Source organism: Corynebacterium sp. A21 (genome assembly GCF_052266655.1).
Lineage (GTDB): Bacteria > Actinomycetota > Actinomycetes > Mycobacteriales > Mycobacteriaceae > Corynebacterium.
In genome coordinates this window covers 151,046-177,561 of record NZ_JBQPQY010000004.1, presented here as the reverse complement: position 1 = coordinate 177,561, position 26,516 = coordinate 151,046, and the positions used below count along the sequence as shown (strand labels likewise).

Annotated in this window: 19 protein-coding genes and 3 tRNA genes; 12 read left to right on the top strand and 10 right to left on the bottom strand. The window is 61.8% G+C overall.

Annotation, left to right across the window (positions count from 1 at the left end):
• Window positions 1–243 precede the first annotated feature (243 nt).
• Window positions 244–326: transfer RNA gene (locus ACTU46_RS08885), tRNA-Leu, on the bottom strand.
• 456 nt (window positions 327–782) lie between these two features.
• Between ACTU46_RS08885 and ACTU46_RS08880 the strand changes: the two genes are divergently transcribed.
• From ACTU46_RS08880 to ACTU46_RS08835, 10 genes are all read left to right on the top strand, one after another.
• Window positions 783–1,829, top strand: a complete 1,047-nt coding sequence (locus ACTU46_RS08880; RefSeq protein ID WP_443381012.1) for an FhaA domain-containing protein — start codon at window positions 783–785, stop codon at window positions 1,827–1,829.
• A 39-nt stretch (window positions 1,830–1,868) separates the two neighbouring features.
• The gene (locus ACTU46_RS08875) at window positions 1,869–2,372 is read left to right on the top strand and encodes an FHA domain-containing protein FhaB/FipA (protein ID WP_443381009.1); all 504 of its coding nucleotides are present in this window, start codon (window positions 1,869–1,871) and stop codon (window positions 2,370–2,372) included.
• Window positions 2,369–3,829 (top strand): PP2C family protein-serine/threonine phosphatase, encoded by a 1,461-nt coding sequence (locus tag ACTU46_RS08870; protein ID WP_443381007.1) that lies wholly within the window; start codon window positions 2,369–2,371, stop codon window positions 3,827–3,829. Before ACTU46_RS08875 ends, ACTU46_RS08870 begins: the two co-directional genes overlap by 4 nt.
• Complete coding sequence (locus ACTU46_RS08865) at window positions 3,830–5,260, top strand: FtsW/RodA/SpoVE family cell cycle protein (protein WP_443381005.1); 1,431 nt, start codon at window positions 3,830–3,832, stop codon at window positions 5,258–5,260.
• The gene (locus ACTU46_RS08860; protein WP_443381003.1) at window positions 5,261–6,715 is read left to right on the top strand and encodes a penicillin-binding transpeptidase domain-containing protein; all 1,455 of its coding nucleotides are present in this window, start codon (window positions 5,261–5,263) and stop codon (window positions 6,713–6,715) included.
• Between the two features lie 8 nt (window positions 6,716–6,723).
• Window positions 6,724–8,331 carry a protein kinase domain-containing protein gene (locus ACTU46_RS08855; protein WP_443381276.1) on the top strand — a complete coding sequence of 536 codons (1,608 nt, stop codon included), beginning with the start codon at window positions 6,724–6,726 and terminating at the stop codon, window positions 8,329–8,331.
• The gene (gene pknB / locus ACTU46_RS08850) at window positions 8,328–10,331 is read left to right on the top strand and encodes a Stk1 family PASTA domain-containing Ser/Thr kinase (protein WP_443381001.1); all 2,004 of its coding nucleotides are present in this window, start codon (window positions 8,328–8,330) and stop codon (window positions 10,329–10,331) included. Before ACTU46_RS08855 ends, pknB begins: the two co-directional genes overlap by 4 nt.
• Before the next feature lie 316 nt (window positions 10,332–10,647).
• The gene (crgA, locus tag ACTU46_RS08845; protein ID WP_443380999.1) at window positions 10,648–10,917 is read left to right on the top strand and encodes a cell division protein CrgA; all 270 of its coding nucleotides are present in this window, start codon (window positions 10,648–10,650) and stop codon (window positions 10,915–10,917) included.
• Window positions 10,918–11,424: 507 nt separating this feature from the next.
• Complete coding sequence (locus tag ACTU46_RS08840; RefSeq protein ID WP_443380997.1) at window positions 11,425–11,784, top strand: WhiB family transcriptional regulator; 360 nt, start codon at window positions 11,425–11,427, stop codon at window positions 11,782–11,784.
• A 372-nt stretch (window positions 11,785–12,156) separates the two neighbouring features.
• Complete coding sequence (locus ACTU46_RS08835) at window positions 12,157–12,906, top strand: phosphate signaling complex PhoU family protein (protein ID WP_443380995.1); 750 nt, start codon at window positions 12,157–12,159, stop codon at window positions 12,904–12,906.
• Between the two features lie 927 nt (window positions 12,907–13,833).
• Here the strand turns inward: ACTU46_RS08835 and ACTU46_RS08830 are convergent.
• The 4 genes from ACTU46_RS08830 to ACTU46_RS08815 all read right to left on the bottom strand — a co-directional run bounded on the left by ACTU46_RS08830 (window position 13,834) and on the right by ACTU46_RS08815 (window position 18,803).
• Complete coding sequence (locus tag ACTU46_RS08830; protein WP_443380994.1) at window positions 13,834–14,520, bottom strand: rhomboid family intramembrane serine protease; 687 nt, start codon at window positions 14,518–14,520, stop codon at window positions 13,834–13,836.
• A 138-nt stretch (window positions 14,521–14,658) separates the two neighbouring features.
• Complete coding sequence (locus ACTU46_RS08825) at window positions 14,659–15,183, bottom strand: peptidylprolyl isomerase (protein WP_443380993.1); 525 nt, start codon at window positions 15,181–15,183, stop codon at window positions 14,659–14,661.
• 124 nt (window positions 15,184–15,307) lie between these two features.
• Window positions 15,308–17,647 (bottom strand): 5-methyltetrahydropteroyltriglutamate--homocysteine S-methyltransferase, encoded by a 2,340-nt coding sequence (gene metE, locus ACTU46_RS08820; protein WP_443380991.1) that lies wholly within the window; start codon window positions 17,645–17,647, stop codon window positions 15,308–15,310.
• Between the two features lie 121 nt (window positions 17,648–17,768).
• The gene (locus ACTU46_RS08815; protein ID WP_443381274.1) at window positions 17,769–18,803 is read right to left on the bottom strand and encodes a methylenetetrahydrofolate reductase; all 1,035 of its coding nucleotides are present in this window, start codon (window positions 18,801–18,803) and stop codon (window positions 17,769–17,771) included.
• A gap of 514 nt (window positions 18,804–19,317) precedes the next feature.
• Between ACTU46_RS08815 and ACTU46_RS08810 the strand changes: the two genes are divergently transcribed.
• Window positions 19,318–20,139 (top strand): hypothetical protein, encoded by an 822-nt coding sequence (locus ACTU46_RS08810; RefSeq protein ID WP_443380989.1) that lies wholly within the window; start codon window positions 19,318–19,320, stop codon window positions 20,137–20,139.
• Window positions 20,140–20,243: 104 nt separating this feature from the next.
• Here ACTU46_RS08810 and ACTU46_RS08805 read toward each other — a convergent pair whose 3' ends face one another.
• A complete protein-coding gene (locus ACTU46_RS08805) occupies window positions 20,244–22,103 on the bottom strand; it encodes an FAD-dependent oxidoreductase (RefSeq protein WP_443380987.1) in 1,860 nt (619 codons plus the stop codon).
• Between the two features lie 258 nt (window positions 22,104–22,361).
• Entirely contained in the window at window positions 22,362–23,375 is a 1,014-nt protein-coding gene (locus ACTU46_RS08800) for a helix-turn-helix domain-containing protein (protein ID WP_443380985.1), read from the bottom strand.
• 214 nt (window positions 23,376–23,589) lie between these two features.
• Between ACTU46_RS08800 and ACTU46_RS08795 the strand changes: the two genes are divergently transcribed.
• A complete protein-coding gene (locus tag ACTU46_RS08795) occupies window positions 23,590–24,639 on the top strand; it encodes a hypothetical protein (protein ID WP_443380983.1) in 1,050 nt (349 codons plus the stop codon).
• Window positions 24,640–24,753: 114 nt separating this feature from the next.
• On the opposite strand, the gene ACTU46_RS08790 is transcribed toward ACTU46_RS08795, so the two are convergent.
• The 3 genes from ACTU46_RS08790 to ACTU46_RS08780 all read right to left on the bottom strand — a co-directional run bounded on the left by ACTU46_RS08790 (window position 24,754) and on the right by ACTU46_RS08780 (window position 26,438).
• Window positions 24,754–24,826: transfer RNA gene (locus tag ACTU46_RS08790), tRNA-Ala, on the bottom strand.
• A 7-nt stretch (window positions 24,827–24,833) separates the two neighbouring features.
• Window positions 24,834–24,910: transfer RNA gene (locus tag ACTU46_RS08785), tRNA-Ile, on the bottom strand.
• Between the two features lie 127 nt (window positions 24,911–25,037).
• Window positions 25,038–26,438: an aldehyde dehydrogenase family protein gene (locus ACTU46_RS08780; RefSeq protein ID WP_443380981.1), complete on the bottom strand. Its 1,401-nt coding sequence runs from the start codon at window positions 26,436–26,438 to the stop codon at window positions 25,038–25,040.
• Window positions 26,439–26,516: the final 78 nt, after the last annotated feature.

Here is a 26,516-nt window from a genome sequence, read left to right as displayed (position 1 = left end):
GTTGAGTTGGGGGCAACTAAATTTTCGCGCGAAGAAACTACCAAACTTTCCGTTGGCCCCTTTTGCCCCTTAGCCGAATCTCTGCCACGTAGCTGATCTCAGCCCCAAAACAAGGACTTGCTCCCGCAACTCCCCCTCACCCAAACTTTCCGACACTTCGCCCCGAAATGACGAAAAACCGGAGGTCACAAACCCTTTCGAGTTTGTGACCTCCGGTCGTTGCGGTTCGAGAACCGCTCGTTGTGCCCGGGGGGGGACTTGAACCCCCACGCCCTTGCGGACACTGGCACCTGAAGCCAGCGCGTCTGCCATTCCGCCACCCGGGCGGGTGGTGTAATCTTCACGGCTCCCGCCGTTCGACTTCATAAAGATAGCATGCACCACCATGGCTTCTACAAATCCGCAGGTGGCGCCGGAAAAATCATACTTCCCTGCACCTGGTGTCCCGAAACTTCCCTCTGGTGGACTCTACGAATTTGGGGGCATTCCCCCCTATACTGATGGTGATCGTATGACCAGCCGTCGGCGTCTTCTTTTCCCATCGAAAGGAACTGGGAGACATTATGGTGGACGTGCGGCATTATTAACCGCAGGCAGGGGCTTCGGAGTCTTTCATCCGTGGCATCTGATTTACCTGAAATTGAAAGTTTCCATTATCCGTATCAGACTGCGGCAGCGACCTAACCTGGATGCTGTCTGTAGTCGGGCTGGTACCGGAATCCGGACCCAGAAGGTCCGGTCGGTGCCGGTTGGATTGTTCCCGTCAGAGGAGGAGGTCGCGAATGTCTATGTTGGGTCGTTTTGCCAAGCTTGATAGCGCTCTACAGCGCGGCCTCGATAATAGCTTCGCGCTGGTCTTTGGTGGCCGTGTCGTACCGGCTGAGATCGATGAGCTGCTCAAGCAGGAGGCCGAGGACAACATCTTCCACAATGAAGATGATCTGTTTGAGGCTCCCAATGTTTATAGCGTGAGTGTGAGCGAGAAAGATTTCCATAATCTCTCCGAGCTCAATCCGGAGTTGCCGGAGTCTTTCGCCGATCAGATGTCCCGTTATTGCCGTAACCACGGTTGGGTGTTGGTTGGCCCGGTGGTGGTCACCATCAGTGCTGATTCCGGTATGCGTACCGGACAGTTGAAGGCTTCTTCCACTTCCTCGCCGCAGCCGGCTTCCCAGAGTGGTTTCGATAAGACTGAGCTTGATAAAACCGAGCTCGACAAGATCGATTCCCCGGACTCCGGATCCGATGAGCCGCCAACATCCGATGAGAACCTCGCCGGTCGGCGGGGCGAAGGCCACCAAGGTAACACTCCCCAGGTGTCGGCTCCCCCGGCTTTTCCCGGTGCCGCCGTAGGTTCGGCATTCCCGGTATCACCGGGTACCGTCGGTCCGTCTGTTGGTACTGGTGCGGGACAATCCCCCGAAGAAAGTGAGAGCATGAGCTTTTCCGGCAATCAGGAAGCACGTAGCAACGCCAATACCGAACATATGGAGGCGCAGTCCGCCGGGGTGAACCCAGCGACTTCCGCAGGTCCGGGCCCGAAGGTCAGCCTGCTGCTGCAGGATGGGTCCAGCCGGACCTATCTGGTCCATGAGGGTTCCAATATCCTCGGTCGCAGCAATGACGTCGACTTCCGGCTGCCGGATACCGGGGTTTCACGGCAGCACGCCGAGGTCACCTGGGATGGTCGCGATGCGGTGCTGGTTGATCTGCAGTCCACCAACGGCACCACTGTCAATGACACTCCGGTGGAGAATTGGCTGTTGGCTGATGGCGATGTGATCACCATGGGTCACTCCCACATCGAAGTTCGCATCACCGGGCTCTGATTCCCGCGTCCGCTGACCCCAATCGAGGAGGAACGCCACATGGATTCTCTTGTGCTGCTGTCATTCCGGATCGCGCTGCTCGTGCTGCTGTGGTTCTTCATTTTCATGGCCATGCGTGCAATGCGCCGGGACACCAATGCCGCAGCCGGGGTTCCGGCACAGGGCCGTGGCCGGCCCAAGGGCAAGAAGGGCGCCGGTGGTGCAGCTGCCGCTGTTCCTTTGGCCGCGCCGCCGCGTAAGCGTGGCGAGCCGGCACGCTCCCTGTCCATCGTGGAAGGCCCGTTGAAGGGCTCTCACATGGAAGTGTCCACCCTTGATGATGTGGTGATGGGTCGCAGTCCGGACTGCACCTTTGTACTGGGTGATGATTATGCCTCCGGGCGTCATGCCCGGTTGTTCCGCCGGGGCAATGACTGGTTCGTGGAGGATCTGGATTCCCGGAACGGGACCTTTGTCGGTGGCAATCGCATTGACCAGCCGGAGCGTGTCGAGGTTGGCAGTGACATCAAGCTCGGAAGAACGACTGTGAGGCTGGTCTCGTGACCCTGCGTCTTGATTACGTCGCTGCTTCAGACCGTGGTCTGGTGCGCGGAAACAACGAGGATTCGGCTTATGCCGGTCCTCATCTGCTGGCCCTGGCGGATGGCATGGGTGGTCACGCCGCCGGCGAGATCGCCTCACAGCTGATGATCACTCATCTGCAGAAGCTGGATGCGGATCCCGGTGACAATGACATGCTCGCGCTGATGGGCGGAGCGGCCGATGATGCGAACCTGTCCATTGCCGAGCATGTTCGGCAGCACCCCGAGACCGAGGGCATGGGCACCACGCTCTCGGCCTTGATGTTCAACGGTACGTCACTGGCACTGTGCAATGTCGGTGATTCCCGGGGCTACCGTTTGCGCGATGGCGTACTAGAGCAGCTCACGGTGGATGACACCTTCGTGCAGTCGCTAGTCGCCGAGGGCAAGCTCGACCCGGAGGATGTGTCCACTCACCCGCAGCGTTCGCTGATACTGAAGGCCTACACCGGTCGCCCGGTGGAGCCGACCCTGATAGCCCTGGAACCTCGTCTGGGTGATCGCCTCCTGCTGTGCTCGGACGGGCTCTCTGATCCGGTCACCCATTCCACCATCGAGAGCACCCTGGGCACCGGTACCCCGACTGAGGCTGCCACCCGACTGGTGGAACTCGCGCTGCGTTCGGGTGGTCCGGACAATGTCACCGTGATCATCGCCGATGTTGTCGATGATGCCGATGGCAATGTTGCTCATGTCTTAGCTGCCAAACCGATGACCGTCGGGGCGCTCAACGGCGAACAACCGGATGATCCGCGCCCGAACACCGCAGCTGGGCGGGCGGCGGCGATCGCCCGCCGCCCGCAGACTGTTTCCCCGGGGGGTCAGTCCCAGCCGCAGTCGCTGGGTGGGACCCCGGAACCACCGGAAGCCGCCGATGAAGAGGAGGATCACCCACCACGGGCGTCCTCCTCTTTCGGCCGGAAACTGCTCACCCTGATTATTGCCCTGGTGGTGCTGCTCGCGGTGGTCGGCGCTGGTTGGTGGGCCACCAATCGGGTGCAGGAGAACTATTATGTGAACACCACCGCCGAATCCCGAATCGGGATCTGGCAGGGGGTGGACTTTTCCGTCTTCGGCCGGGAACTCAATGAGGAGTATCAGCTCGCCTGCATCAATGAGCGAGGTGTACTACAGATGACCTCACCCACTGATCAGAGCAACTGTGAGCCCTTCACCATGGATGATCTGCCGGAGGCCACCCGCAACTCGGTGACGGGGCTGCCCAGTGGCTCCTATGACGAAGTGCTGCAGCAGATGCAGCGTCTCGCAAGTTCAGCGCTGCCGGTCTGTGTCACCCGTGAAGGTGCCGGGGCCGCCCCCGCGGAAGAACCTGTCGCACCGATGGCCCAAACCAATAACGCCCAAGCCAATAACGGGGATCGAAACACCCCCGGAGTCGACTGCCGGGAGGTGGGTTAGATGAGTGTTTTGAAGAAGATCTCCATGCGGCGCACTGAGTTACTGCTGCTGATTCTGGCTGCGATCATTGTCGCGGCTGCGCTGGTCAATCTGGAACTGTCCCAGGGTAATTCGCTGACCACCGAAATTCTCTGGCTGATCGGTGGCTTCATCCTGGTGTTCACCATCGCCCACCTGGCTTTGTGTCTGACCGCCCACCATGCGGACCAGATCATCCTGCCGGTGGTGGCGCTGCTCAATGGTCTGGGCCTGGTGATGGTTTATCGGCTGGATCTGGCCACGGGCAACTCGATGGCCAACCGTCAGGTGATGTGGACCCTGGTGGCGGTGGTGCTGCTGATTGCGGTGCTGACGTTGGTCCGTGATCACACTGTTCTCAGCCGCTACAGCTATCTGCTGGGCCTCATCGGTCTGGTGCTGCTGGCGCTGCCGCTGGTCTGGCCCACCCAGATGAATGCCGATGCCCGCATCTGGATCTCCATCGGCCCCTTCAGTGTGCAGCCCGGCGAGTTCTCCAAGATCCTGCTGCTGCTCTTCTTCGCACAGTTGCTGGTGACTAAGCGCGCCCTGTTCACGGTCGCCGGTTACCGCTTTTTAGGACTGGAGTTCCCGCGGCTGCGCGACCTCGCCCCGATCCTGGCGGTCTGGGCGGTGGCCATCCTGATCATGGCCATCTCCAATGACTTCGGCCCGGCGCTGCTGCTGTTCAGCACCGTCCTGGGCATGCTCTATCTTTCCACTGGCCGGGCTTCCTGGCTGTTGATCGGTTCGGTGCTGGTCGCCGTCGGTGCGGTCGGTATCTACATGATCTCCGGCAAGATCCAGGAGCGGGTGAACAACTTCCTGGACCCGATCGCCCACTATGACACCACCGGTTTCCAGCTGAGTCAGGCGCTATTCGGGATGTCCTGGGGCGGGGTCACCGGTACCGGTCTGGGGCAGGGTTATCCGGAGCAGGTACCGGTCGCACACTCGGATTTCATCCTCGCCGCCGTCGGTGAGGAGCTGGGTCTGATCGGCCTGGCTGCGGTCCTGATTCTTTTTGCGCTCCTGGTCTCCCGTGGTTTCCGCACCGCCCTGACGGTGAAGGATTCCTATGGCAAGCTGCTGGCTTCCGGTCTCTCGCTGACGGTTTCGATCCAGGTGTTCGTGGTCGTCGCCGGTGTCACTGCGTTGATGCCGATGACCGGTCTGACCACGCCCTTCATGTCGCAGGGTGGTTCTTCCCTGATGGCGAACTACATCCTGGTGGGACTGCTGCTGCGGATCTCGCATTCGGCCAGGCGTCCCGCTGATGAGGTGCCACCGCCGCCGAGCCTGGTTGGCAACGCCGCCCTGGTATCCGGTGAGCCAGAGACCGGACTCTTCCAACAGGTGCCGGCTAATCCGAATGGCAGTCCGAATAATCAACCGAGAGGACAGGTGAGTTAGGTGAATCGTTCGATTCGTTTCGTCACCTTTTTCTCGCTCCTCCTGACCCTGATTCTGCTGGTGAACGTCACCGTGGTGCAGGCCTTCCGCGAGGATGAGTACGCCGATAACGCCCTGAACCACCGTGGCTTCCTGGAGATGAAGACCCAGCCGCGCGGTCAGCTCACCGCCGGTGGTGAGGTGTTGGCTTCCTCCTGGTCGGATGAGGAGGGGATCTTCCACCGCACCTATGATGCGAACCATCCCACCGCTTGGGGCCCGATCACGGGCTATCTCTCGGATATCTACGGGGCCTCCGGTCTTGAGGCCAGCCAGAATGATTTGCTCAATGGCACGGATTCCTCCCTGGCCACTACCAAGTGGCTGGACACCCTCACGGGTAAGGAGAACACCGGTGCCAATGTGGAAACGACGCTGATCCCAGCGGTCCAGGAAGCCGCCTATAATGCGCTGACGGAGAATGGTTACCAGGGCGCGGTGGTTGCCATGCAGCCCTCCACCGGCGCGATCCTCGGGATGGCGTCCACCCCGGGCTATGACCCGAATAAGATCATCAACCCGGCGACCGCGGAGAGCGCTTGGTCGGAGCTCAACAGTGATCCGAATAATCCGCTGCTCAATAACGCGACCCAGGAGACCCTACCGCCGGGCTCGATCTTCAAGATCATCACCACTGCGGCCGGGTTGCAGCATGGCTACACCCCGGATTCCTCCTTGACCGGGGCCGCCTCCATCACGCTGCCAAACACCACCACTGAGCTGACGAACTACGCCGCGCAGAGCTGTGCCGGTGGTGGTCAGGTGACCCTGCAGACCGCTTTCGCGCTGTCCTGCAACACCGCTTTCGCGGAGATGTCGGTGGATATCGGGGCGGATGCGCTGCGTGAGGCAGCCGCTGCCTTCGGTGTCGGTGAGCAATATGATATCGGGCTGCCCACCTCCCCGGGTTCGCTCGGTGAGATTGCCGATGATGCCTCGCTGGCACAGTCCTCCATCGGTCAGCGCGATGTGACCATGTCCGCGCTGCAGGCCGCGGTGATGGCCTCGGTGGTGGCCAATGACGGTGTCCGGATGGCACCTCACCTGGTGTCCCGGATCACCGGTTCGGATCTACAGGAGCTGCGCTCCATTGATCCGGAGGAGCTGAACCAGGCGCTCGATGAGGGCACCGCGAATACTCTGAAGGATCTGATGCTCGCTTCGGAGCGCAACACCTCCGGTTTCACCGGGCAGGACATCGCCTCCAAGACCGGAACCGCCGAGCACGGCGGGGAGGGCACCCCGCCGCACACCTGGTACGTGGCCTTCGGCCCGAGCGAGGATGCCGACGTCGCGGTCGCGGTCGTCGTTAAGAATGGTGGCGGCATGGGTTCCAGCGCCACCGGCGGCGCCGTGGCCTCCCCCATCGGACGCGAGGTCCTCAATGTCGCCTTGAGGAATCTTCCCGGGGAATGAGCGAATCAATGAACAATGACAACCCCGAAAATCTCGGAGCGGACACCACCGGCCGAGACCGTCTCCAGCGACTGATCGGCGAGGATTACCAGCTGCAGTGGATCATCGGTCACGGCGGCATGTCCACGGTCTGGCTGGCCGATGATGTGGTCAATGAGCGCGAGGTCGCCATCAAGGTGCTGCGCCCGGAGTTCTCCGATAACCGGGAATTCCTCGTCCGCTTCCGCAATGAGGCGATCGCCGCGGAATCCATCAAGTCCGAGAATGTGGTGCGCACCTATGACTTCCGGGAGATCCCGGATCCGGCGGGCCACACCTTCTGTTTCATCGCGATGGAATACGTCCGCGGCGAGTCGCTGGCGGACCTGCTCTCCCGCGAGGGCACGCTGCATGAGGCCCTGGCCCTGGATGTGATGGAGCAGGCCGCGCACGGCCTTTCGGTGATCCACCGGATGGGTCTGGTGCACCGCGACATCAAGCCGGGCAATCTGATGGTCACCCAGAACGGTCAGGTCAAGATCACCGACTTCGGCATCGCCAAGGCGGCGGCCGCGGTGCCGCTGACCCGGACCGGCATGGTGGTGGGTACGGCGCAGTACGTCTCCCCGGAGCAGGCGCAGGGCCAGACCGTCAGTGCCTCCTCGGATGTGTACTCCCTCGGGGTGGTCGGCTACGAGATGCTCTCCGGCACCCGTCCCTTCACCGGTGACTCCTCGGTCTCGGTGGTGATCGCGCATATCAATCAGGCCCCGCCCGCGCTGGCGACCTCGGTCACCGCGCAGGCCCGGGAACTGATCGGCATCTCGCTGCGGAAGGACCCGAACACCCGCTTCGCGGATGGCAATGAGCTGGCGCTGGCGGTGGCAGCGGTGCGCAACGGCAACCGGCCGCCGCAGCCGAAATCCGCAGCGATGACGCAGCGCGCCCCGGAGCCCTCCCCCAGCGCCTCGACGGTCGCGCTGGGCCATGTCGCCCAGCCGACGATGGTGGGTGCCGCGGCCATGGCTGGCCCCCGGCAGGCGGCCCCGGCGGCCATCCCGCCGAAGCAGCCCACGAAGAAACCGGGCGGTGGCGGCGGCTTCCTCACCGGTGTGCTCATCGCGGCAGGACTGTCGGCGGCCGCGGCCGGGGGAATCTACCTCGCCTCCAACGGTGCCTTCAGCCGGGATGATCAGCCCGAGCCGACCCCCTCCCCGGAGATCGTGACGGAATATGTCACCCCGACCGAGGAACCAGATCCCGCCACCCTGCCGGACTGGAACCCCCTCCCCGAGACGAGGAGCACTGAGCGGCCGCCGAACACGACCACGGAAACCACCCCGGGCAGCAGCCCCACAGAGCCGAGTACCCCGGGGAGTTCCTCAGGCAGTTCCTCAGATGTTCCCCCGCCTTCCCTTGAAACCCTGACCCCTTCAACCGCGCCGCCGCCCGCCACCCCCGGTAACGGAACCGGTGGTGGCAACGACGAACCCCCAGGTGCCGGCACTCCGGAGCCACCACAGAGCGCCCCGGAAATTCCGGCCCCTACTTTCTCGCCCAATGAACCGGGCTTGACCACTCCCGACCCGGATCTTCTCGGCGGGTTGACTGATACGACGGAAGGCGGTGCACTGTGAGCATGACCATCGGTGACCGTTATGAACTGGGCGAGAACATCGGCAACGGTGGCATGTCCCAGGTATACGCCGCACACGATACGTTGATCGGTCGCGGCGTGGCGGTGAAGATGCTGCGCGTGGAACTCGCCCGGGACACCAACTTCCGGGAACGTTTCCGCCGTGAGGCCCAGAACTCGGGTCGGCTGAATCACCCCACGATCGTCGCGGTCTATGACACCGGTGAAACCCAGATCGATGACATCGCGGTGCCCTTCATCGTCATGGAACGCGTCCATGGCCGCACGCTTCGCGACGTCGTGCGCGAGGACGGCCCGCTCAGCCCGGCCGATGCGGCCGCGATACTCAGCCCGGTCTGTGACGCCCTGCAGACCTCTCATAATGCGGGCATCATCCACCGCGACATCAAGCCCGCGAACATCATGATCACCAACACCGGTGCGGTGAAGGTGATGGACTTCGGTATCGCCCGCGCCCTGGATGACAACACCTCGGCGATGACCCAGACCTCCGCGGTGATCGGTACCGCCCAGTACCTCTCTCCCGAGCAGGCACGGGGTAAACCCGCCGATGCCCGTTCAGATATTTATGCGCTGGGTTGTGTGCTCTACGAGATCATCACCGGACGCCCGCCCTTCGAGGGGGAAACCCCCTTCGCGGTGGCCTACCAGCACGTCCAGGAGGATCCGACCCCGCCCTCCGAGCTGATCAGCGGACTCAACCCCACCGAGTCGATCAATGTTGATGCAGTGGTGCTCACCGCCATGGCCAAGCACCCGGCCGACCGTTATCAGGACGCCACCGAAATGGGTGCGGACCTGGAACTGCTCAGCCGCAATGCGGTGACCAAGGCGGCGCGCACCCATCTGTCCCCGGATGCCGGTGGCACCGCCACGGATCTCCCTGCCACCCGTGCCTCGGTGGAAGAACATCCCACCATCGTTGCCCCGGTGGCCGGCGCGGTGGCTGCCGGGGGGCGTCGTCAAGCGCCCGAGGGCCGGCAGGACCCCGTGAAGCGCAAGAACCGCTGGCTGGCGACGGTTGCGGCCCTGCTGACCGTGGTCTCGCTCAGCCTCGTCGCCGCCTTCACTTGGGACGCCTTCCGCCCCACGGATAGCAACGGCAGCACCTCTGTGGAATCGAATCTGGTCACCGTCCCCGATGTGATCAACCAACCCGAGGACAATGCCACCTCCGTCATCGAGGAACTCGGACTCGTCGTTGACGTGGTCGAGGAACCCAGCCCCGAGATCGTGGCGGGCAATGTCATCCGGGTGAACCCGGCCGTCGGCTCCCAACTGCAGACCGGCACCCACGTCATGCTCGTGGTCTCCACCGGCGAGGAAATGACCACCGTTCCCGATATCACCGGGCTGACCACCGAAGCCGCCGCCCAGACGCTTGCTGATTCCGGCCTCGAACTCGACCCCACCGTGCGGGAAGATACCAGCGACACCATCGCCACCGGCCTGGTCATCGAGCAAAACCCGCCGATCGGTACGGAACTGTCCAAGGGATCCAGGGTCTCGATCACCGTCTCCACCGGTGCCGAGCAGATCCGGATACCTTCCCTGTCCGGCATGCAATGGACCCAGGCGGAACAGACCCTGACCTCCCTCGGCTTCACCCCGCAAGCCGAGTACCTCGACTCTGAGGAAGCCGAAGGCACCGTGCTCAGCGTCAACGGGGAAGGCAGCGAACTGCCCCGCGGCTCTGTCATCACCGTTCAGGTGTCCAACGGCCAGCTGATCGACATGCCCGACATCACCCGCCTGGATCAGACCGCCGCGCTCAGTGCCCTGCGCGCTGCCGGCTGGGAGGCCCCCGAGTCTTCCCTGGTCGCTGGTGAGCCGGTTTCCACCGGTGCGCTGGTGGACCGTGGGTTGGTCGCGGTGAGTGAGCCGACGGAGAACCAAACCATCCGCAAGGACCAGATGATCAATGTCCGCTACTACGAGTTCGATCTCAATGTCCTCAACCCGATTCGTGACATTCCTTGAAGCGTGCCTTTCGAGGTACCGCCTGAGTTAAGGCTCTGAGTTGGAGAGTTAAAGCGGCCAGCGCCGGAAAGTTTCCGGGGCTGGCCGCTTTTTCTTCGGCCCGGCGGGTGACCCCGGTGCTGGGTGAGCTGGGGAACAATCCCCCGGGGAGACGCTGCACCGGGGGCATGAGCTGCTAGGATTTGGTCAGGAAAGTGTGCACTACCCTCGCCCTCAGCTGGGCGCAGCTCCTCCTTCCCTGGTGTCATGGGGAAGAGTTGCAGTTGAGGAAGGTGCACCCAGCACAGACCGATCCAGATCCACGAAGGTGTGAACAATGCCCAAGGCGAAAATCTCCAAGAACTCGGTGCCCCAAGCCTCGAGTGGAACGGCTAACCGCACCCCGGTCAAGATCAACACCGGTGGTACCCCGATGTGGTACAAGGTGATCATGTTCGGCCTGATCCTGCTGGGCCTGGTCTGGCTGATCGTCAACTACCTCGCCGGCGAGCAGATCCAGTTCATGCTGGAGCTCGGCGCCTGGAACTACGGTATCGGTTTCGGACTGTTCATCATCGGCCTGCTGATGACCATGGGCTGGCGCTAGTTTTTAGTGCTGGTGCAGCATGAGCGGATCCCGGGGCAGGTGCCCTGGGATCCGCTCATTTCTGCTTCACACCTTCGTCGACGCGGTGGTGCCTCCGCTCAGTCCCCATCCTGGGTCCTGCTTATCGACGGATCGCGGTTGACCAGGCTAGGTTGACCAGGCTCGGATGGTGCCCCTGGCGAGCTGATGCTCGAGCATGATCGGCAGCGGTCCAGTGGTGGGCTGATCACGGCTGAAGGTGCCTAGGGCCTGATCCAGCGGGTAGTGGCCGTCGAAGCAGGCGGAGCACGGCTCTTCCGGTGATTGCTCGGTGGCGTCGAGATCTCCCAGGTCGGCCCATGCTACCGCTCAAGAACACCACGATTTCGCCTCACCGGCGCACCTTCTCACTCCGAAACATGTGACCCCTTTTGGGTGGCTTAGGTTAGTTTATGCAAAATTTATGGATATACTTAATTCTTTGCATGGCAAAAGCATCTTGAAATTGATCACTGCGAGGAGGATCAGATGACAACGTCACTACATCGTGTCAGCCAGAGCACCGCCCCCCTGCCGAAGAAGTCGGCACAGTCAGACGGTCAGAACATTTCCCACAGCCGAGAGGACTGGATCACCAAGGCCAAGTGCCGCCAAGGCGATCCCGATGCACTTTTTGTACGTGGAGCACAGCAGCGCAAGGCTGCAGCGCTCTGCCGGCACTGCCCGGCATTGGATCAATGTCGGGCCATCGCCCTGGATAACCGAGAGGAATTCGGCGTCTGGGGCGGCATGACCGAGCGGCAACGACGTGCCCTACTGCGGAAAAATAGGCACATCGACAACTGGGCAAACTACTTCGCCGACGGAGGCCAGATCACCGGCATCTAAGCCCCACCGTGTCTATGAATCCAGGAGCTACCGGATGGGAACCTGAGGGTTCCTCGATGCGGGTCCCGCACAGTCCCCATGGGAGCGAGCCGATTCAAGTCCATCGGAAGCAACTCTCAACTCAGGATCAAGCAGCCTGATCGACCAGTAAATTACCCTCGGAAAATCCAGGGAATAGCAGGGTTTACCCAGTTCAGGCCGGCTACGCGCGCCCGATCAACACGCCGGGACCCTTGCCCACCGGGGACCCCCGGAACCTAACCCCACCACATGGTCGAACCACTGAAACCATCAGGAATCAATCATCTAGTACGGGTGTGTTAAAGATTACTTACCCAGCGGAATAGGCGTACCGTTCCTATAGTCGGTTCTATGCGTGCCACCTATCACGAACAACTTGACGACTTTGCCCACGACCTCATCATCATGTCTGATCTGGTCCGCAGCATCATGGCCAAAGCCTCTGATGCCCTCCTGCGCGGATCCCTGGAGTCCGCCGAAACTGCCCTTTCCCTCTCCGAGAAACTCCCCGCCATCCGCACCCGCTGCGATCAGCGTGCAGTCGACCTCTTCGCCCTGGAAAGCCCGCTGGGCCGGGACCTGCGCCAGGTCATCTCCTCCATCTATATCGTCGAAAATCTCGATCGCATGGCAGCGCTGGCGATGCATATCGCAGAGTCTGCCCGTCGACGTCACCCAGACATAGCAATTCCGGACGCCTTGACCGGTTATTTCGAGGAGTTCACCCGTCTGACCCAGGACATGGCGGATAAAATTCATGACCTCCTGATTGCTCCGGACGCCGATATTGCGATCGCACTTTCCTTGGACGATGACGCAGTCGATGATCTCGACGCACACCTGATGACCTTGCTGACCCAACGCAGCTGGCCACACACCACCCGTCAGGCGGTGGACACCGCTCTCCTGGTCCGGTTCTACGAACGTTATGCCGACCATTGCGTCAGCGTAGCCACCCGCCTCGTTTACCTGACCACGGGACTTCAGCCCGAGGAGTACCTGGCCAGACGTGAACAGGCTCAGGCCGAAGCTGACGTCCAGGCCCGTTTCAAGATATTGGAACAACAGTTCTACCGCGGCAAGCCCAGCTTCGAGCAGTAGAATCCACCCTCCAATCCAATCTACGAACTAAAAATGCTCCCCTTTCGGGGAGCATTTTTTTACACCCATCACGATCTATCCGCAGAACCGGCACTACGCCTCAGAAATAGGCGCGCAGACCCGATCTCACAACTGTCGGGGCCAAAAGAAATATTGGGGAACCGCGGGTCAGCGGTCAGCGTATTTGGCCCCTGAAGTGATGAATCATCTTTTCGATCATCGCCGCCTCATCGACCGCAACATGAGAATGATCGTCATCGCCAGACTGCACACCGGCACGGATCAGCCCAGACACCCATGAGCAGGAATGACATGAATTCATGTCATTCGGGCACCAACTGCTCCCCCGGTTACCGGTTTCCCCACCTATTTGATAGTGCTTCTCCCCTAAGTGCTTCCAGATTTATCCACAGCCAAAACGTCTCCAGAAGCTACTGCTGTGAACTTTCCAGGGCACGCGAAGCACCCCTGCCCCGGCTCTGTCACCCGCTTCCCACCGATTCCCACTCAAGACTCGACTATTTCCACCTGCTCCCACTGATTCCCACATCACAGACCCGCAAGTTATCCACAGGCTGTGGAGAAGTCTGTGAATGGTTCTCTTTTGGGCGAGTTTTCCACAGTCTCCACAGGCTGTGGATAACTCTGTGCACAACTTTTGGATTTGGCACAAATGTTCTATTCGCTCTACATAGTGCCTGTTATTTGTCATTTGCTTCGAAGGTGGCTGGGAAAGGGCCGGTAAATTACAAGTTTGTAATTATCCACAGTGTGGACAACTTCTGTGGACAACTCTTCGCCGGCGTCAACGGTGGAGAACCGGTGGACAACACGCCGAGGTTATCCCCAGGCTCTTTCATAGTGTGAGGTAGACCGCAAAAAGGCCGGGCTTCCGCCCGGCCACTGTAAATGCTGTAAAGCTCCTTCTTAGACCTGGAAGGGGACTCCGCCAATCATGATTCCCTTCCATCCCATCACCAGTCCGATCACCAGGAAGAGCACTCCGGCGATACCGAGCTGTTGCACCCGATGCGAGCGGGACAACAGAATCACGGCCATCACCACCCCCGTGAGTAAGCCACCGAGGTGCCCCCAAAAAGATACCGAGGTGGCGACGAAGGTGTAGCCGACATTGACCAGGATCATGACGATCGGGGCACGCAGGTCCACTCCCCGTCGGATGCACACCGTGACAAAGACCGCCATCAGGGCATAGAGCGCACCGGAAGCCCCGGCGGTGGGGCTGAGCGGATCCAGCCAGAGGATCGCCGCCGCCGCCCCGATGCCTCCGGCGAACAGGATCGTGGCATAGAGCCCCCGTCCGAAGAAGCCCTCCACTTCCCTGCCCATGAGCACGAGCAAAAAGAGATTGACAAAGAGGTGTCCGAGGTCGAGGTGGAGGAGCATCGAGCCCACGGCACGCAGCGGGCCCAGGTTCTCGCTGAGCACCGATGGTCCCCAGAGGATCCAGGAATTCCCCAGGGATGAGTCAGCGAGACTATTGAGCAGCGAGCGCGATTGGAGGGCGGTCGCCGCATAAACCAGCAGGATGATCAGGGTGAACAGAGATGTCACCGGGGCTTGCCGGGTATAGCGGGTCAACCAGTCGCTCACAGGTCTTCGGTCCTTTCTCAAGAGGTGCCCACCCCGGAGATGATAGGAATGAGGCATGAAAATGGCCCACGTCCCGGGTCGAAGTTCATGTGAACTTCGCCGGGCCCGTGGGCCAGAATTACAGGGAGTTGTGGGAGATTACTCCGAGATCGTCACGGACTCGATGATGACCGGCTCAACCGGACGGTCCATGCGGTCGGTGCCGGCGAGGCCGATGGCGTCGACAACCTTGCGGGACTCCGCGTCAGTGACCTCACCGAAGATGGTGTGGGCATTGTTCAGGTGCGGGGTCGGGCCCAGGGTGATGAAGAACTGGGAACCGTTGGTGCCCGGGCCGGCGTTAGCCATAGCCATCTTGTAGGGGGCGTCGAAGCGCAGCTCCGGGTGGAACTCATCGGCGAACATGTAGCCCGGGCCGCCACGGCCGGTGCCGGTGGGGTCGCCGCCCTGGAGCATGAAGCCGCTGATCACGCGGTGGAAGACAGCGCCGTCGTAGAACGGGCCTTCGTTGCCGCCCTTGGCGTTCTCGGTCTTGTACTCCTTGGAGCCGTCGGCCAGGCCGACGAAGTTCTCCACGGTCTTGGGTGCGTGGTTACCGAAGAGCTCGATGATGATGTCACCACGGTTGGTGTGCAGAGTCGCAGTTGCGGTCTTCAAAGTCATACGTTCCATAGTAGTTAAGTCCCACCGATACCGCTGCAGGACCACCACACAACCTGGCGGGGGCACCAGAATCTGAGGTTCTGGTGCCCCCCTTGAACGGAGTGCTCCTTAGATATTGGAGGCCTTAGTTGTAGACAGCTTCCTTCAGCGGCACATTCTCCAGGACATGGTCACGGGCGATCACCAGGTTACGCAGAGAGGCCTCAACCTCCTCATAGCCACGGGTCTTCAGGCCACAATCCGGGTTCACCCAGAGGCGTTCGGCCGGGACATGCTGGGCGGCTGCGGTGAGCAGCTCCACCAGTTCGGTGACCTCCGGGACTCGCGGGGAGTGGATGTCATAGATGCCGGGGCCGATGCCGGAGGTGAACTTCTCCTCAATATCGCCGAGCAGTTCCATCTTGGAACGGGCGGCCTCGATGGAGGTGACATCGGCATCGAGGTCGTTGATGGCCTCGATGATCTGGCCGAATTCGGAGTAGCACAGGTGGGTGTGAATCTGGGTCTCCGGCTGGGCGTCGACGGCCAGCAGCCGGAAGGATCGCACGGCCCAGTCCAGGTAGGACTGGCGGTTCTCGGCGCGCAGCGGCAGCAGCTCCCGCAGGGCGGGCTCATCGATCTGGATGATCTTGATGCCGGCTTCCTCGAGGTCACGGACCTCATCGGCCAGGGCGACGCCGAGCTGGTCGGCGGAGGTGGACAGCGGGACGTCGTCACGCACGAAGGACCAGGCCAGGATGGTCACCGGGCCGGTGAGCATCCCCTTGACCGGCTTCTCGCTCAGGGAGTCGGCGAACTGGGTCCATTCGACGGTCATCGCCGCCGGGCGGGAGACATCACCGAAGAGCACCGGCGGGCGGGTGCACCGGGAGCCGTAGGACTGAACCCAACCGTTCTCGGTGACCACGAAGCCGTCGAGTAGCTCCGCGAAGTACTGGACCATGTCGTTGCGCTCGGGTTCACCGTGCACGAGTACATCGAAGCCGAGGCGTTCCTGTAGGTCAATGACCTTGCGGATCTCATCCTTGAGGGATTCATTGTAGGCGGCCTCATCGATGCGACCGGCGGTGAAGTCCGCCCGGGATTTGCGCACCTCCTGGGTCTGTGGGAAGGAACCGATGGTGGTGGTCGGTAGCTTCGGCAGGTTCAGGGACTTCTGGGCCGCAACGCGCTCGGGGAAGGCGGGCTGACGGGTGACCTGGCCCTCCGGCAGTGCGGCGGTGCGCTTTTCGACGGCCGCGTTATGCACGCGGGTCGACTCGGTGCGGGTGCGCACGGCGCGGTCGGAGCGGGCGAAGGCCTCACCGGCGGCGGTGGTGCCCTGGCGCAGTGCGGTGTTCAACGCGACCACCTCGCCGATCTTCTCATCGGCGAAGGAGAGCCAACCCGCGACATCGACCGGGAGCTTGGTTTCGGCGGCGACGGTATGCGGCACGTGCAGCAGGGACACCGAGGAGGATACCGAGACCTCGAGATCAGCGTGGTTGATCTGCTCCAGTACTGTCAGCCGATCTCGCAGATCAGCGGCCCAGATATTGCGGCCATCGATGACACCTGCGACCACGCGGGTGCCCGGGTTCACGGCTGCGATGATGCGCTCAAGGTAGTCCGGGGCATCCTTGAGGGTCTGCGGTGCCAGGTCCACGCCGAGTGCCTCGGGGCGGACATCGGCCAGCGCCTGCAGGCCGGCATTGAGGGAACCGTAGGGTGCGGAGAGGAAGACCGCAGGACGCTCGGCATCGCCGTCCAGCAGGGTGGTATAGGTCTGTCGGGCCAGCTCAGCCAGCTCTTCGTCGGTGGCTACCCCGAGATCGGCCACCAGCGCCGGCTCCTCGATCTGAACCCACTCGATACCGGCCTCAGCCAGGGCCTTGAGGATCTCCGCATAGACCTTGGTCAGGGCCGGAAGGTGATCCAACGGCACGGTGGTGGCGCCCTCCGCCTGCTTGGACAGGGCAAGCAGGGTGACCGGGCCGACCAGGAAGGGGCGGACCTTATGGCCAGCTTCGGCGGCCTCGTTGAACAGATCCAGCAGTCGCTGCGGCCGGGCGAGGTAGTCCTCGTCATCGCCGACCTCAGGCACCAGGTAGTGGTAGTTGGTGTCGAACCACTTGGTCATTTCCAGCGGGGCGCGCGTGGAGTTCCCACGGGCGAGGGTGAAGTACTCATCCAGCTCAACCTCGGCGACATCGCCGCCGAGCAGGCCGACGGTGACTGCGGTCTCGAGCACGTGGTCATAGGGGGCGGCATCCGCGGGGATGGCGTAATCCTCATTCAGTCCCAGGTCAGCGAGGCGGCCCCAGTTGTTCAGCCGCAGGCTGTGGGCGGCCGAGGTGAAGGTCTCGGCGTCGATACGGCCCTTCCACAAAGACTCCAGCGCCTTCTTCAGCTCGCGGTCCGGCCCGACGCGCGGGTAGCCCTCGATGGTGGCCTTCGGGAATTGGACGTGCTTGATTGTAGACATGACAGATGTGCCCTTTCGCAAAATGTAGGTTCAGTCGCGGCTTTGGTACAGCCGTGATAAAAGTCGATTGTCGACTGTGAACTGCTTTTCGCGGGGGCTCCCGGTACTTGGTTCAGCTTCGCTACCGGCGCTTGGCGCGCGGGGCGATTCCTATCCGGTCCAGCAGTTCTACGGTGATATCTGGCCGGTTGAAGGTGTAGAGGTGCAGACTCTCGGTATCGGCCGAGAGCAGTGTTCTCGCCAGGTCAGCGGTTGCCTGCATGCCGATTTCATACTCGCCCTCCGGGGTATCGGCGGCCGCCAGTCGAGACATCAGTCGCTGGGGCACATTCAGTCCGGAGAGCCCGCTCATTCGGCGCAACCGCTGCACGCTCGTGATCGGGACGATCCCGGGGATCAGTGGAATACTCACCCCGGCCAACCTGGCCCGTTCCCGGAACCGGATGAAGTCCTCGGCCTCGAAGAAGAGCTGGGTGATGGCGAAATCTGCGCCGCAGCGCTGCTTGGCCAGCAACACATCGATGTCTTCGTCGTGGCTGTGGGATTCAGCGTGCCCCGAGGGGTACGCCGCCACCCCTACCGCAAGTCGGCCAGCGCCGAAGCGGGCGGCCTGACGCTTCTCCACATCGCGGATCAGGCGGACCAGCTCATTGGCGTAGCCCAGATGACCGGGATCGGGCCCGGTCTGCCCTGCCGGGTAATCACCGCGCAGGGCCAGGAAACCCCGGACTCCGGCGTCGACCAGATTGTTGATCCAGCCGACGAGCTCCTGGGTGGGGCCGGCAGTGCAGGTCAGGTGTGCCAGCGGGCGCATCCGGGTGGTCTGGTCGATCTGGGAGATGAAGTTGGCGGTGCCCGCCAGCCAGCTGGAACGCTGGGAGCTGGTCACGGCCAGGTAGTCCGGGTTGTAGGACTCGAGGGTGGTGAGCAGGGTGTCGATCTTGGCCTGATCCGCGCCATCACGCGGGGGCATGACCTCAAAGGAGAGCGAGGTGCGGTGCCGGGCACCGGGTTCGCGGCCGAGCAGGTCAGTGGGATCGAGGGCGGGAATATGGTGCCCGGAATCTTCGCTGAGGGTGAAGAGCTCATCATCCAACGGGGCCGACGCGGAAACACGGGTGGTGCGGGTGAAGGAGATTTTTTCCTCACCCAGCATGGATGCGCGACTCTGGTCTGTAATGGGATTCAGCGTCGGGACGTAGCTGCTCATCGGTGCCTCCTCAAGGGTTTCTCGCGTCTTTGGGCTTGACTCCCGAGGGGTTCGGGGCAAGTGACTGCAAGGGCGTTGAGGAGGCTTCCTGTGCCGCAGTTGATTGAAATTGAATCTAGCAACCTGAGGGGGCAGCCCCGCAAGACCCTGCAAAAATATGACCTAAATATAAATGGCTTGAGCTGGTATTTTTAAGTGCCCGATAGGTGAATATAATTCGAATATCTAGGGTCTTAGATAGTGAAAAATGGACCAAGCTGTTCACTATTTTCTGTCAACATTGTGAACCCTCTGGAAACCTCTCCTGCACCACATTCGCCCGCCTGCCCGGATGCTTTTCAGACCTCAAAGACAACTCCCAGGAAGTCGCCAGCAATATTCCCTCGCGTTCTTCGCTCAAATGGCTAATCTGGAAGGCACGCCCGAATAATGAAGATTCGCCGACACCCTAGGGAGAGTCATGAACACCAGCACGCTCAAGGTTGCCCTGTCCGCCGCCGACACCGCATGGAACCAGTTCAAGAAATACCGCGACGAGAAGGCCCTGGAAACCTACGACCGCCTCTCTACCGCAGCTGAGTCCGTCGGCGGCATCGACGGTCTCCGCGAACGCGGCAGCGAGCTTCTCGACGACTCCCGCCGCGAAGCCGGCAACGTGACCAAGGCCGCCCGCAGCCGCCTGGAGAAGGCCCTCGCCGAGGCCACCGAGAAGGGCCAGGAGCTCAGCTCGGATGCCCGCCAGGCACGCACCGCAGGCCAGAAGAAGGCCGGGCAGGTGACCAAGAAGGCCCGCAAACAGGCCGAGCAGCGCGCCGCCACGCTCAAGGCCAAAGCGGCGAAGGCCGCCGGCAAGAAGGAGAAGGGCGGGAACAAGTTCCTGATCTTCGGCCTGCTCACCACACTGCTCGCCGCCGCTGGTGGAGCTGCCTTCTGGTACCTGCGCAAGAACAAGGAAACCCCGGGCACCAACCCCCCGGAGGTCAAGGAATACGTTCTCAAGACCAAGCCCGAGGCCACCTTGGTCTACTCCACCGAGACCCCGGAGGGCGAGGAGCCGGCCAGCGGCAAGCTGCTCTCCGAGGAGGAGCTGCTGGCTTCCCTCGATGACCAGCTCTCCAAGCACCGCATCGACGAGGACGCTGATGAGGCAGAAGATGTCGAGGAAGCAGCCGAGGAGATCACCGAAGCCACCGCTGCAGATGATCTCCCGGAGAAGGGCGAGGAGCTGCAGGCCGAGTACGACAAGAAGAATGCCCCGCAGCGCGATCAGGGCGAGAAGTAACCGCTCCAGCTGACGTAGAAAAGCACACCCCGGCAATGTTGCCGGGGTGTGCTTTCGTTGTGGCATAACCGTGTTAGCGGGGTACTGGGCCAGACCAGTGCTAGCTACTTGAGCAATACGGCGGTGTTGCTCAGCTCCGCCAGTTGCGCCTCAGTGAGCTTCTCCTCGGCACCACGGCTGAGAATTGAGGTCAGTACCGCAGCCAGAGCCTGTTTCGGCTCTGCAACCAGGTGGTGGGCACGCCAGCCGATGTGCTTGTCCGGGCGGACCAGGATCACACCATCCTCGCCGACCTCACGCTGGCGCAGCCAGTCACCGTAGAGGTCCTGGTGTTGCTCGCCTTCGCCGATGACCACCGCCTTGAGTTCAATGCCGAGCTCGGTGGCGAGTTCCACTGCCGCCTCCGCCCAGGGGCGTCCGGTGATGCCGGTGAAGACCGTGAATCCGGTTCCGGTGGCGATGTCGTGGGTGGACTGCTTGTGCCGGGCGTCGCCGATCCAGGCGTGCGGCAGGCGCAGACCCGGGTAGGTCGACTTCTGGTGGTGCAGCTGCGGATCCTCACTCAGAGCCGGGCGGCCACCGCCGTCGCAGACCACCGCGGTGGAGTCATAGAACTGGCCGATCTCGGTGCCCTGGGCATTGAACTCGTGGTCCTTGTTGTCCAGCGCCTGGCGCAGCGCGAGGCGTCGCGCAGCACCCTCCGGGGTCGGCTCCTTGCGCAACTTGAGCAGCTCAGTGAATTCCTCATCGGTCTTTGCCTCGGTGACACCGAGGGCATCAAAGATCGGCTTGTACTCGCGGCTGGAGCCGTTGGCACGAGCGACAATCTGCTTCGCGATGGGTGCCCGCTCGGTGGAGTAGGTCTCCAGCAGCTCCTGACCGGCCTGCCCCTTGATCACCGCTGCCAGCTTCCAGCTCAGGTTGTAGGCGTCCTGGATGGAGGTGTTGGACCCCAGGCCGTGGCTCGGCGGATGGCGGTGGGCGGCGTCGCCGGCAATGAAGACCCGGCCGTTCTGCATGTAGGTCGCCCACATCTCATTGTTGCCCCACAGCGAGTATCCGGTGATCTCCAGCTCCAGGTCAGGGATACCGATCAGGTTGCGCACGATTGACTTGGCCTCTGCATCATCAAGCACCGGCTCGGGGCCGTTGATATCGAAGCCCCAGCACACCAACCACTCACTCCACGGCTTCACACAGCGGACCAGGCCGGCGCCAAGTCCGCCGATATTGGAACCCGGGTGGAAGACCCAGTAGAGGATCGAGGGACGGTGGGCAACCAGGTGTGCCAGATCAGCCTTGAAGGTGATGTTCATCGAACCACCGATGTCCATCTTCCCTTCGAAGGGGATGTTGATATCCTCCGCGATCTGCGAGCGGGCACCATCGGCACCGATCAGGTACTTGGCCCGGATGGTGTACTCATGGCCGCTCAGGCGGTTGCGAACCTGCACGCTGACACCCTCATCATCCTGGGTGTGGGAGAGGTACTCGGTGGAGAACTGGGTCTGGGTGCCGCGCTTGGTGGCATTTTCCAGCATGATCGGCTCGAGCAGGGTCTGCGGGATATCGCAGGGCATGGCCGGGGAGGCCAGCTCATAATCGGCACGACGGTCCGGGCGCAGTCCCCAGGTGGGTCGGCGACCAATCTCCTCACCGGCGACGGACTCACAGTAGACGGTGTCACCCATCAGCTCGTGCGGGGTGGCCTCGGCCAGGACCTGCTCCTCAATGCCGGCATCACGCAGGATCTCCATGGTGCGCTGGTTGGTGATGTGCGCCCGCGGGGTGTTCGCGGTCCAGCGGTACTTGGTGATCATGATGTTGTCCACCCCCTGGTTGGACAGGAAGAGTGCCGCGGAAGCACCCGCCGGGCCGGAACCGACGATCAGTACATCGGTGGTGACAACCTCATTGTCCTTCGGTGCTTCGGTGGCGGTAATTCCGTCATTGAAAACAGGCATGATGTGCTCCCCTTGATCTTTGAGCGGCATGGCTGCTGCTCAGTGGATAATTATCGATGTCCTACTGCCGGTTCCGGTGGGCTTCGGTGGCCTTGTCCGTTTCGGCGTTGACATGAAGGTATCCGGGATCACAATGTTTTTGAGTCCTGGGTCACAATCTTGTCCGGCGCAGGCAAAAAGGCGTCCGGCTGGGGATAGAACAGTGGAATCAGCACGTTTTCACACCGGATCCACGGGGGATTTCCGGTCCGTCATGGCCTATCCGCCGAGGTGCTGACGCTGGGATTCCTTGCGCCACTGCAGCGGGGTCAGGCTATAACGCTCCCGGAAGGTCCGGCTGAAATGGCTGGGAGAGACAAAGCCGAAGCGGTGTCCGATCTCCGCCACCGAGAGCCCGTCCTGCTCCACCGAGGACAGCGCACGGTGTGCCAGTTCCAGCCGTTTGCCCAGAATATAGCGGCCCACAGTGGTTCCGGCCTCGGAAAAGATCCGGCTCAGCTGCCTTTCACTGATACCCACCGCAGCTGCGATCTGGGCGGGGCTGAGGTCGCGGTCATTGAGATTGAACTCAATATGGTTGCGCGCAGCAGCGATCAGACCACTTTCACTGCTGGCGGACTCCCCCAGAATCAGCCGCACCAGCCCCAATGCCTCCTCCTCGACACCGGGCAGCGACGTTGCCGCGGGTGCGGTATGCGTCAGGTGTTGTGGTTTTCCCGCCGCAATACCATCAAGGGTGCTCTGGACCAGCTGTGCCAGAGCCTGCTCCCCCTGACCACCACCAGGGCTGAAATCGAACACCGCCGGAAGCTCCGGGCCCTTCCCCTCGACCATCTCGGCATAGCGGGCCTTGGGAATGGTGAGCACCAGTTCCCGGAAGCCATGGTTGAAGCCACGGAGAAACGGGCGGTCAGCGTCATAGACCAGCGCTTGTCCAGGCTTGAGGGAGATATGTCCCCCACGGTGGAAGAAGAAGGCCTCCCCCTCGGTGGCAAAGAAGATCGCGATCACGCCGGTGGGATGGTCCCCGATGAAGGCTTCGGTGCGTTCCACGATCTGCGAGGAACCGAAGACACTGGCCATCCGCACCGAGGGTAGATGGAGATTCGTCTCCTCCGCCTGCATCGGGCGTTCATCAATGGTCCGGATATCCAGGGGGATCAGGGCCCGGGCATTGTGCCCCTCCCACAGTTGGACCCGACTATCGGGCACGATCCCGCGGGTGGTGAACCGCAGGATCTTCGCGGGGTCAATTTCCGGCTGCTTGGACATGGTGAAACCACCCTAGTTCCTCCGGCACAGAGATCACATCTCCGCTACAGAATTGCTTCGGGTGATAGGTAATCGGGCCGCCACAACATTGATTAGGTAACTTTATTGCGGTACGCCCATCGGATTCTTTTATCTGGACATTACAAAACCCTGTTCCCGGGAATTCCCGATGGACCCTGATTCCTCAGGGCCCACCTGAAAGGACCAGTTCTGCATGAGACGCCGGATCCCCGCTCTACTCGGAGCGAGCCTGTTGTTAACCGGTTGCGCCACAGAACAGTCCCGCAACAGCGATGATGAGGCCCAGGCCACCAACACGCTTAACGACGCCGCGGGGGTCACCGCCGCGGCGGAACTCGCCCTCGGCACCTGGGCACCCGCTGACTGTCCGGCCGACCAACCCTGCGATGTGGAATTCCGGGTCACCGACATCCTCGTTGCCGAGACCTGCGAGTTCGGTCTCAAACCCGATGCCGAACCACTCCCCGACAACACCTGGGTGATCACCGTCTACACCGAAGCCAAGGCCGGGCTCACCTTCGACGGTAAACCGCACATGTTCCCCAGCCCGGAAGTGATCGATACCTCCGGGAAGGTCCAGCCAGCCTCCTATGACCAGCCCTGCGCGGACAATCCCGCTCACGCCGGCTTCGATTACCTGCTGACCGGCATCGACGAGAACTCCGAGGGCAAGTACGCCGATATCCTCGCCATCCCCGCGCATTCCGAGGCCCTACTCTTTGAGGGACACCGGATCACCCTGCCCGGCGCTGGCGAGTCCAGTGGCATGGCAACTCCGGCGGAGCCTTCGAGTGAGGGTTCTTCCGTCAGCGGTGATTCCGTTCCTGCGGAGGGCCCCGGGGCCGCTGCCGGGGGTTCCTCAGCGGGTGACCCCTATGCCGTCGGTGAATGTGCCGCTGATGGCACCGCCTTATTCAGCGATGGCCAACGACGCGCTGTGGCCGGTTGCGCTTCCGGCTCCGTTCCCAGTGCCGGATCCGGGGAGGATCTCCCCTACCGTTGTGCGGATTCCGGACGCCAAGTTGAGGATCCCGCTGACTGCTCAACGACGCCCTCCACCACGAACACCCCCAGGCCGCCGCAGACCACCACTACCGCACCGGCACCGACCACCATCGCCCCATCGAACCCGGGACGCTTCCCCAGCGAGTTCGAGAAGGAACTCTGGACCGCCTGTGCCAATGGTGAAGTCACCGACAAGTTGGTGTGCGACACCATGTACCAGCAGTACGGGCGGCCTTAAGAGGCACAGATCAGCCCGCTGGGGTTGGTGCACCGTTTGCACACCATTTGACCCCGGAAACCACAAAGGCCGGTTACCTCGCACAGTGTTTGTGCTGGTAACCGGCCTAAATTGTGGAGCATAGGAGAATCGAACTCCTGACCTCCTGCTTGCAAAGCAGGTGCTCTACCAATTGAGCTAATGCCCCATGTTCCTGGTGGGCCTAGCAAGAATCGAACTTGCGACCTCATCGTTATCAGCGATGCGCTCTAACCGACTGAGCTATAGGCCCTGGGAACGAGATAGAATATTACCCAGTACTCGACATCTTAAGCAAATCGCCTGCTAAAAGCACGTTTTTTGCGCTCCTTAAACCGCTTTGGATCATCTGCCGTTCATCTTGCGCCGGGACAACTGAATCAGCCGTTGTAGACCTTGGGCACGGCCACAGCTTTGAGCCCTTCAACGCCGAATTCCAGACCATATCCGGACTGTTTGATACCGCCGAAGGGAATGCGCGGATCCGGGACTGCATGGCTGTTGATCCACACGGTGCCTGCCTTGACTCGCTTGGCTACGTCAAGCGCCCGCTCGCGGTCTGCGGACCACACTGAGGCACCGAGTCCTACATCCAGCGAGTTCGCCCACTCCACGGCCTCATCAAGTTCGCGGTAGCGGATGATCGGTAGTGCGGGACCGAACTGTTCCTCCACCACCAGAACGTTTTGAGGATCAATATCCGCGACGATGGTGGCTGGGTAGAAGTTGCCCGGGCCATCGGTAGGGTCACCCCCGGTGAGGATGCGTGCTCCACTGTCTCGCGCGGCGTCGACAAGCCGGGTGACAATGTCATACTGCTGCCGGTTCTGCAGCGGACCCAGGACGTTGTTCTCGTCTGTTCCCTGTCCCATCGGCGTGTTCCGGGCGATCTCTGCGAGTGCCTGGCTGACTTCCTCGTAGATGTTGTCTGCCACGTAGACACGTTTGATGGCTGCACAGGTCTGGCCGGTGTTGATGAATGCTCCCCAGAACAGATCCTCAGCGATGGCCTTGGGATCGCAGTCATCAAGCACGATCGCGGCGTCGTTCCCGCCCAGCTCAAGGGTCAGGCGCTTCAGGGTTCCTGAACTGGCTGCTGCGATGGCCTGACCGGTGCGGGTGGAACCGGTGAACATGATCTTTCCGATGTCCTCATGCTCACTGATCCGGGCCCCAATCTCACGACCGCCGGACACCACCTGGAGTACCCCTTCGGGGAGCACCGTATTGAGAATGTGGCCCAGCGCCAACACGCTCAAGGGGGTGTATTCAGAAGGTTTGACCACCACGGTATTTCCCATCCGAAGCGAGGGAGCAACCTGCCAAATTGTGATCATCAGCGGCCAGTTCCACGGTCCGATCGCCCCGACCACCCCAATGGGTTCATAGGAGAGGGTGGCGTGCGTTTTCCCATCATCAACCAGCGTCTCCTGAGGTGTCTTCAAACCAGCGGTGGCGCGCAGCCAGTCACTGCTCTGGGATACCTCCAGCCGGGCATTTGGTCCGTTGAGGGGCTTTCCGGATTCCCGGCTGAGCAACAACGCCAGGGCTTCGGCATTCTCATCTAGTACATCGGCGGCAGCGTTGAGCAGCCGGGATCGCTCCTCATGCCCCCGATCTGCCCAAGCCTGTTGAACGGCGAGGGCCTTGGCCACCGCAGCATCGAGATCCATGTCATTCTGCGCTGGGGCGTAACCAATAGTCTCATCTGTCGCGGGGTCCGTGATGGCTCGTCCAGTCGGGTCCGTGGCGCCGATTGACTCGAGAAGGTGCTGGTACATGGTGAAGAACTCCTTGTCAGATTATTGCTCCCGAAGCTATCGCGGCGCCGAGATTAACTTCATCGTGTCAGCTGGAGG

Coding starts and splice junctions, on each gene's coding strand:
- ACTU46_RS08780 (WP_443380981.1), bottom strand. CDS start 26,438: ATGTACCAGCACCTTCTCGAGTCAATCGGCGCCACGGACCCGACTGGA.
- ACTU46_RS08855 (WP_443381276.1), top strand. CDS start 6,724: ATGAACAATGACAACCCCGAAAATCTCGGAGCGGACACCACCGGCCGA.
- ACTU46_RS08800 (WP_443380985.1), bottom strand. CDS start 23,375: ATGTCCAAGCAGCCGGAAATTGACCCCGCGAAGATCCTGCGGTTCACC.
- ACTU46_RS08880 (WP_443381012.1), top strand. CDS start 783: ATGTCTATGTTGGGTCGTTTTGCCAAGCTTGATAGCGCTCTACAGCGC.
- ACTU46_RS08835 (WP_443380995.1), top strand. CDS start 12,157: ATGCGTGCCACCTATCACGAACAACTTGACGACTTTGCCCACGACCTC.
- ACTU46_RS08865 (WP_443381005.1), top strand. CDS start 3,830: ATGAGTGTTTTGAAGAAGATCTCCATGCGGCGCACTGAGTTACTGCTG.
- ACTU46_RS08840 (WP_443380997.1), top strand. CDS start 11,425: ATGACAACGTCACTACATCGTGTCAGCCAGAGCACCGCCCCCCTGCCG.
- ACTU46_RS08875 (WP_443381009.1), top strand. CDS start 1,869: ATGGATTCTCTTGTGCTGCTGTCATTCCGGATCGCGCTGCTCGTGCTG.
- ACTU46_RS08810 (WP_443380989.1), top strand. CDS start 19,318: ATGAACACCAGCACGCTCAAGGTTGCCCTGTCCGCCGCCGACACCGCA.
- ACTU46_RS08795 (WP_443380983.1), top strand. CDS start 23,590: ATGAGACGCCGGATCCCCGCTCTACTCGGAGCGAGCCTGTTGTTAACC.
- crgA (WP_443380999.1), top strand. CDS start 10,648: ATGCCCAAGGCGAAAATCTCCAAGAACTCGGTGCCCCAAGCCTCGAGT.
- ACTU46_RS08815 (WP_443381274.1), bottom strand. CDS start 18,803: ATGCTGGGTGAGGAAAAAATCTCCTTCACCCGCACCACCCGTGTTTCC.
- ACTU46_RS08825 (WP_443380993.1), bottom strand. CDS start 15,183: ATGACTTTGAAGACCGCAACTGCGACTCTGCACACCAACCGTGGTGAC.
- ACTU46_RS08805 (WP_443380987.1), bottom strand. CDS start 22,103: ATGCCTGTTTTCAATGACGGAATTACCGCCACCGAAGCACCGAAGGAC.
- metE (WP_443380991.1), bottom strand. CDS start 17,647: ATGTCTACAATCAAGCACGTCCAATTCCCGAAGGCCACCATCGAGGGC.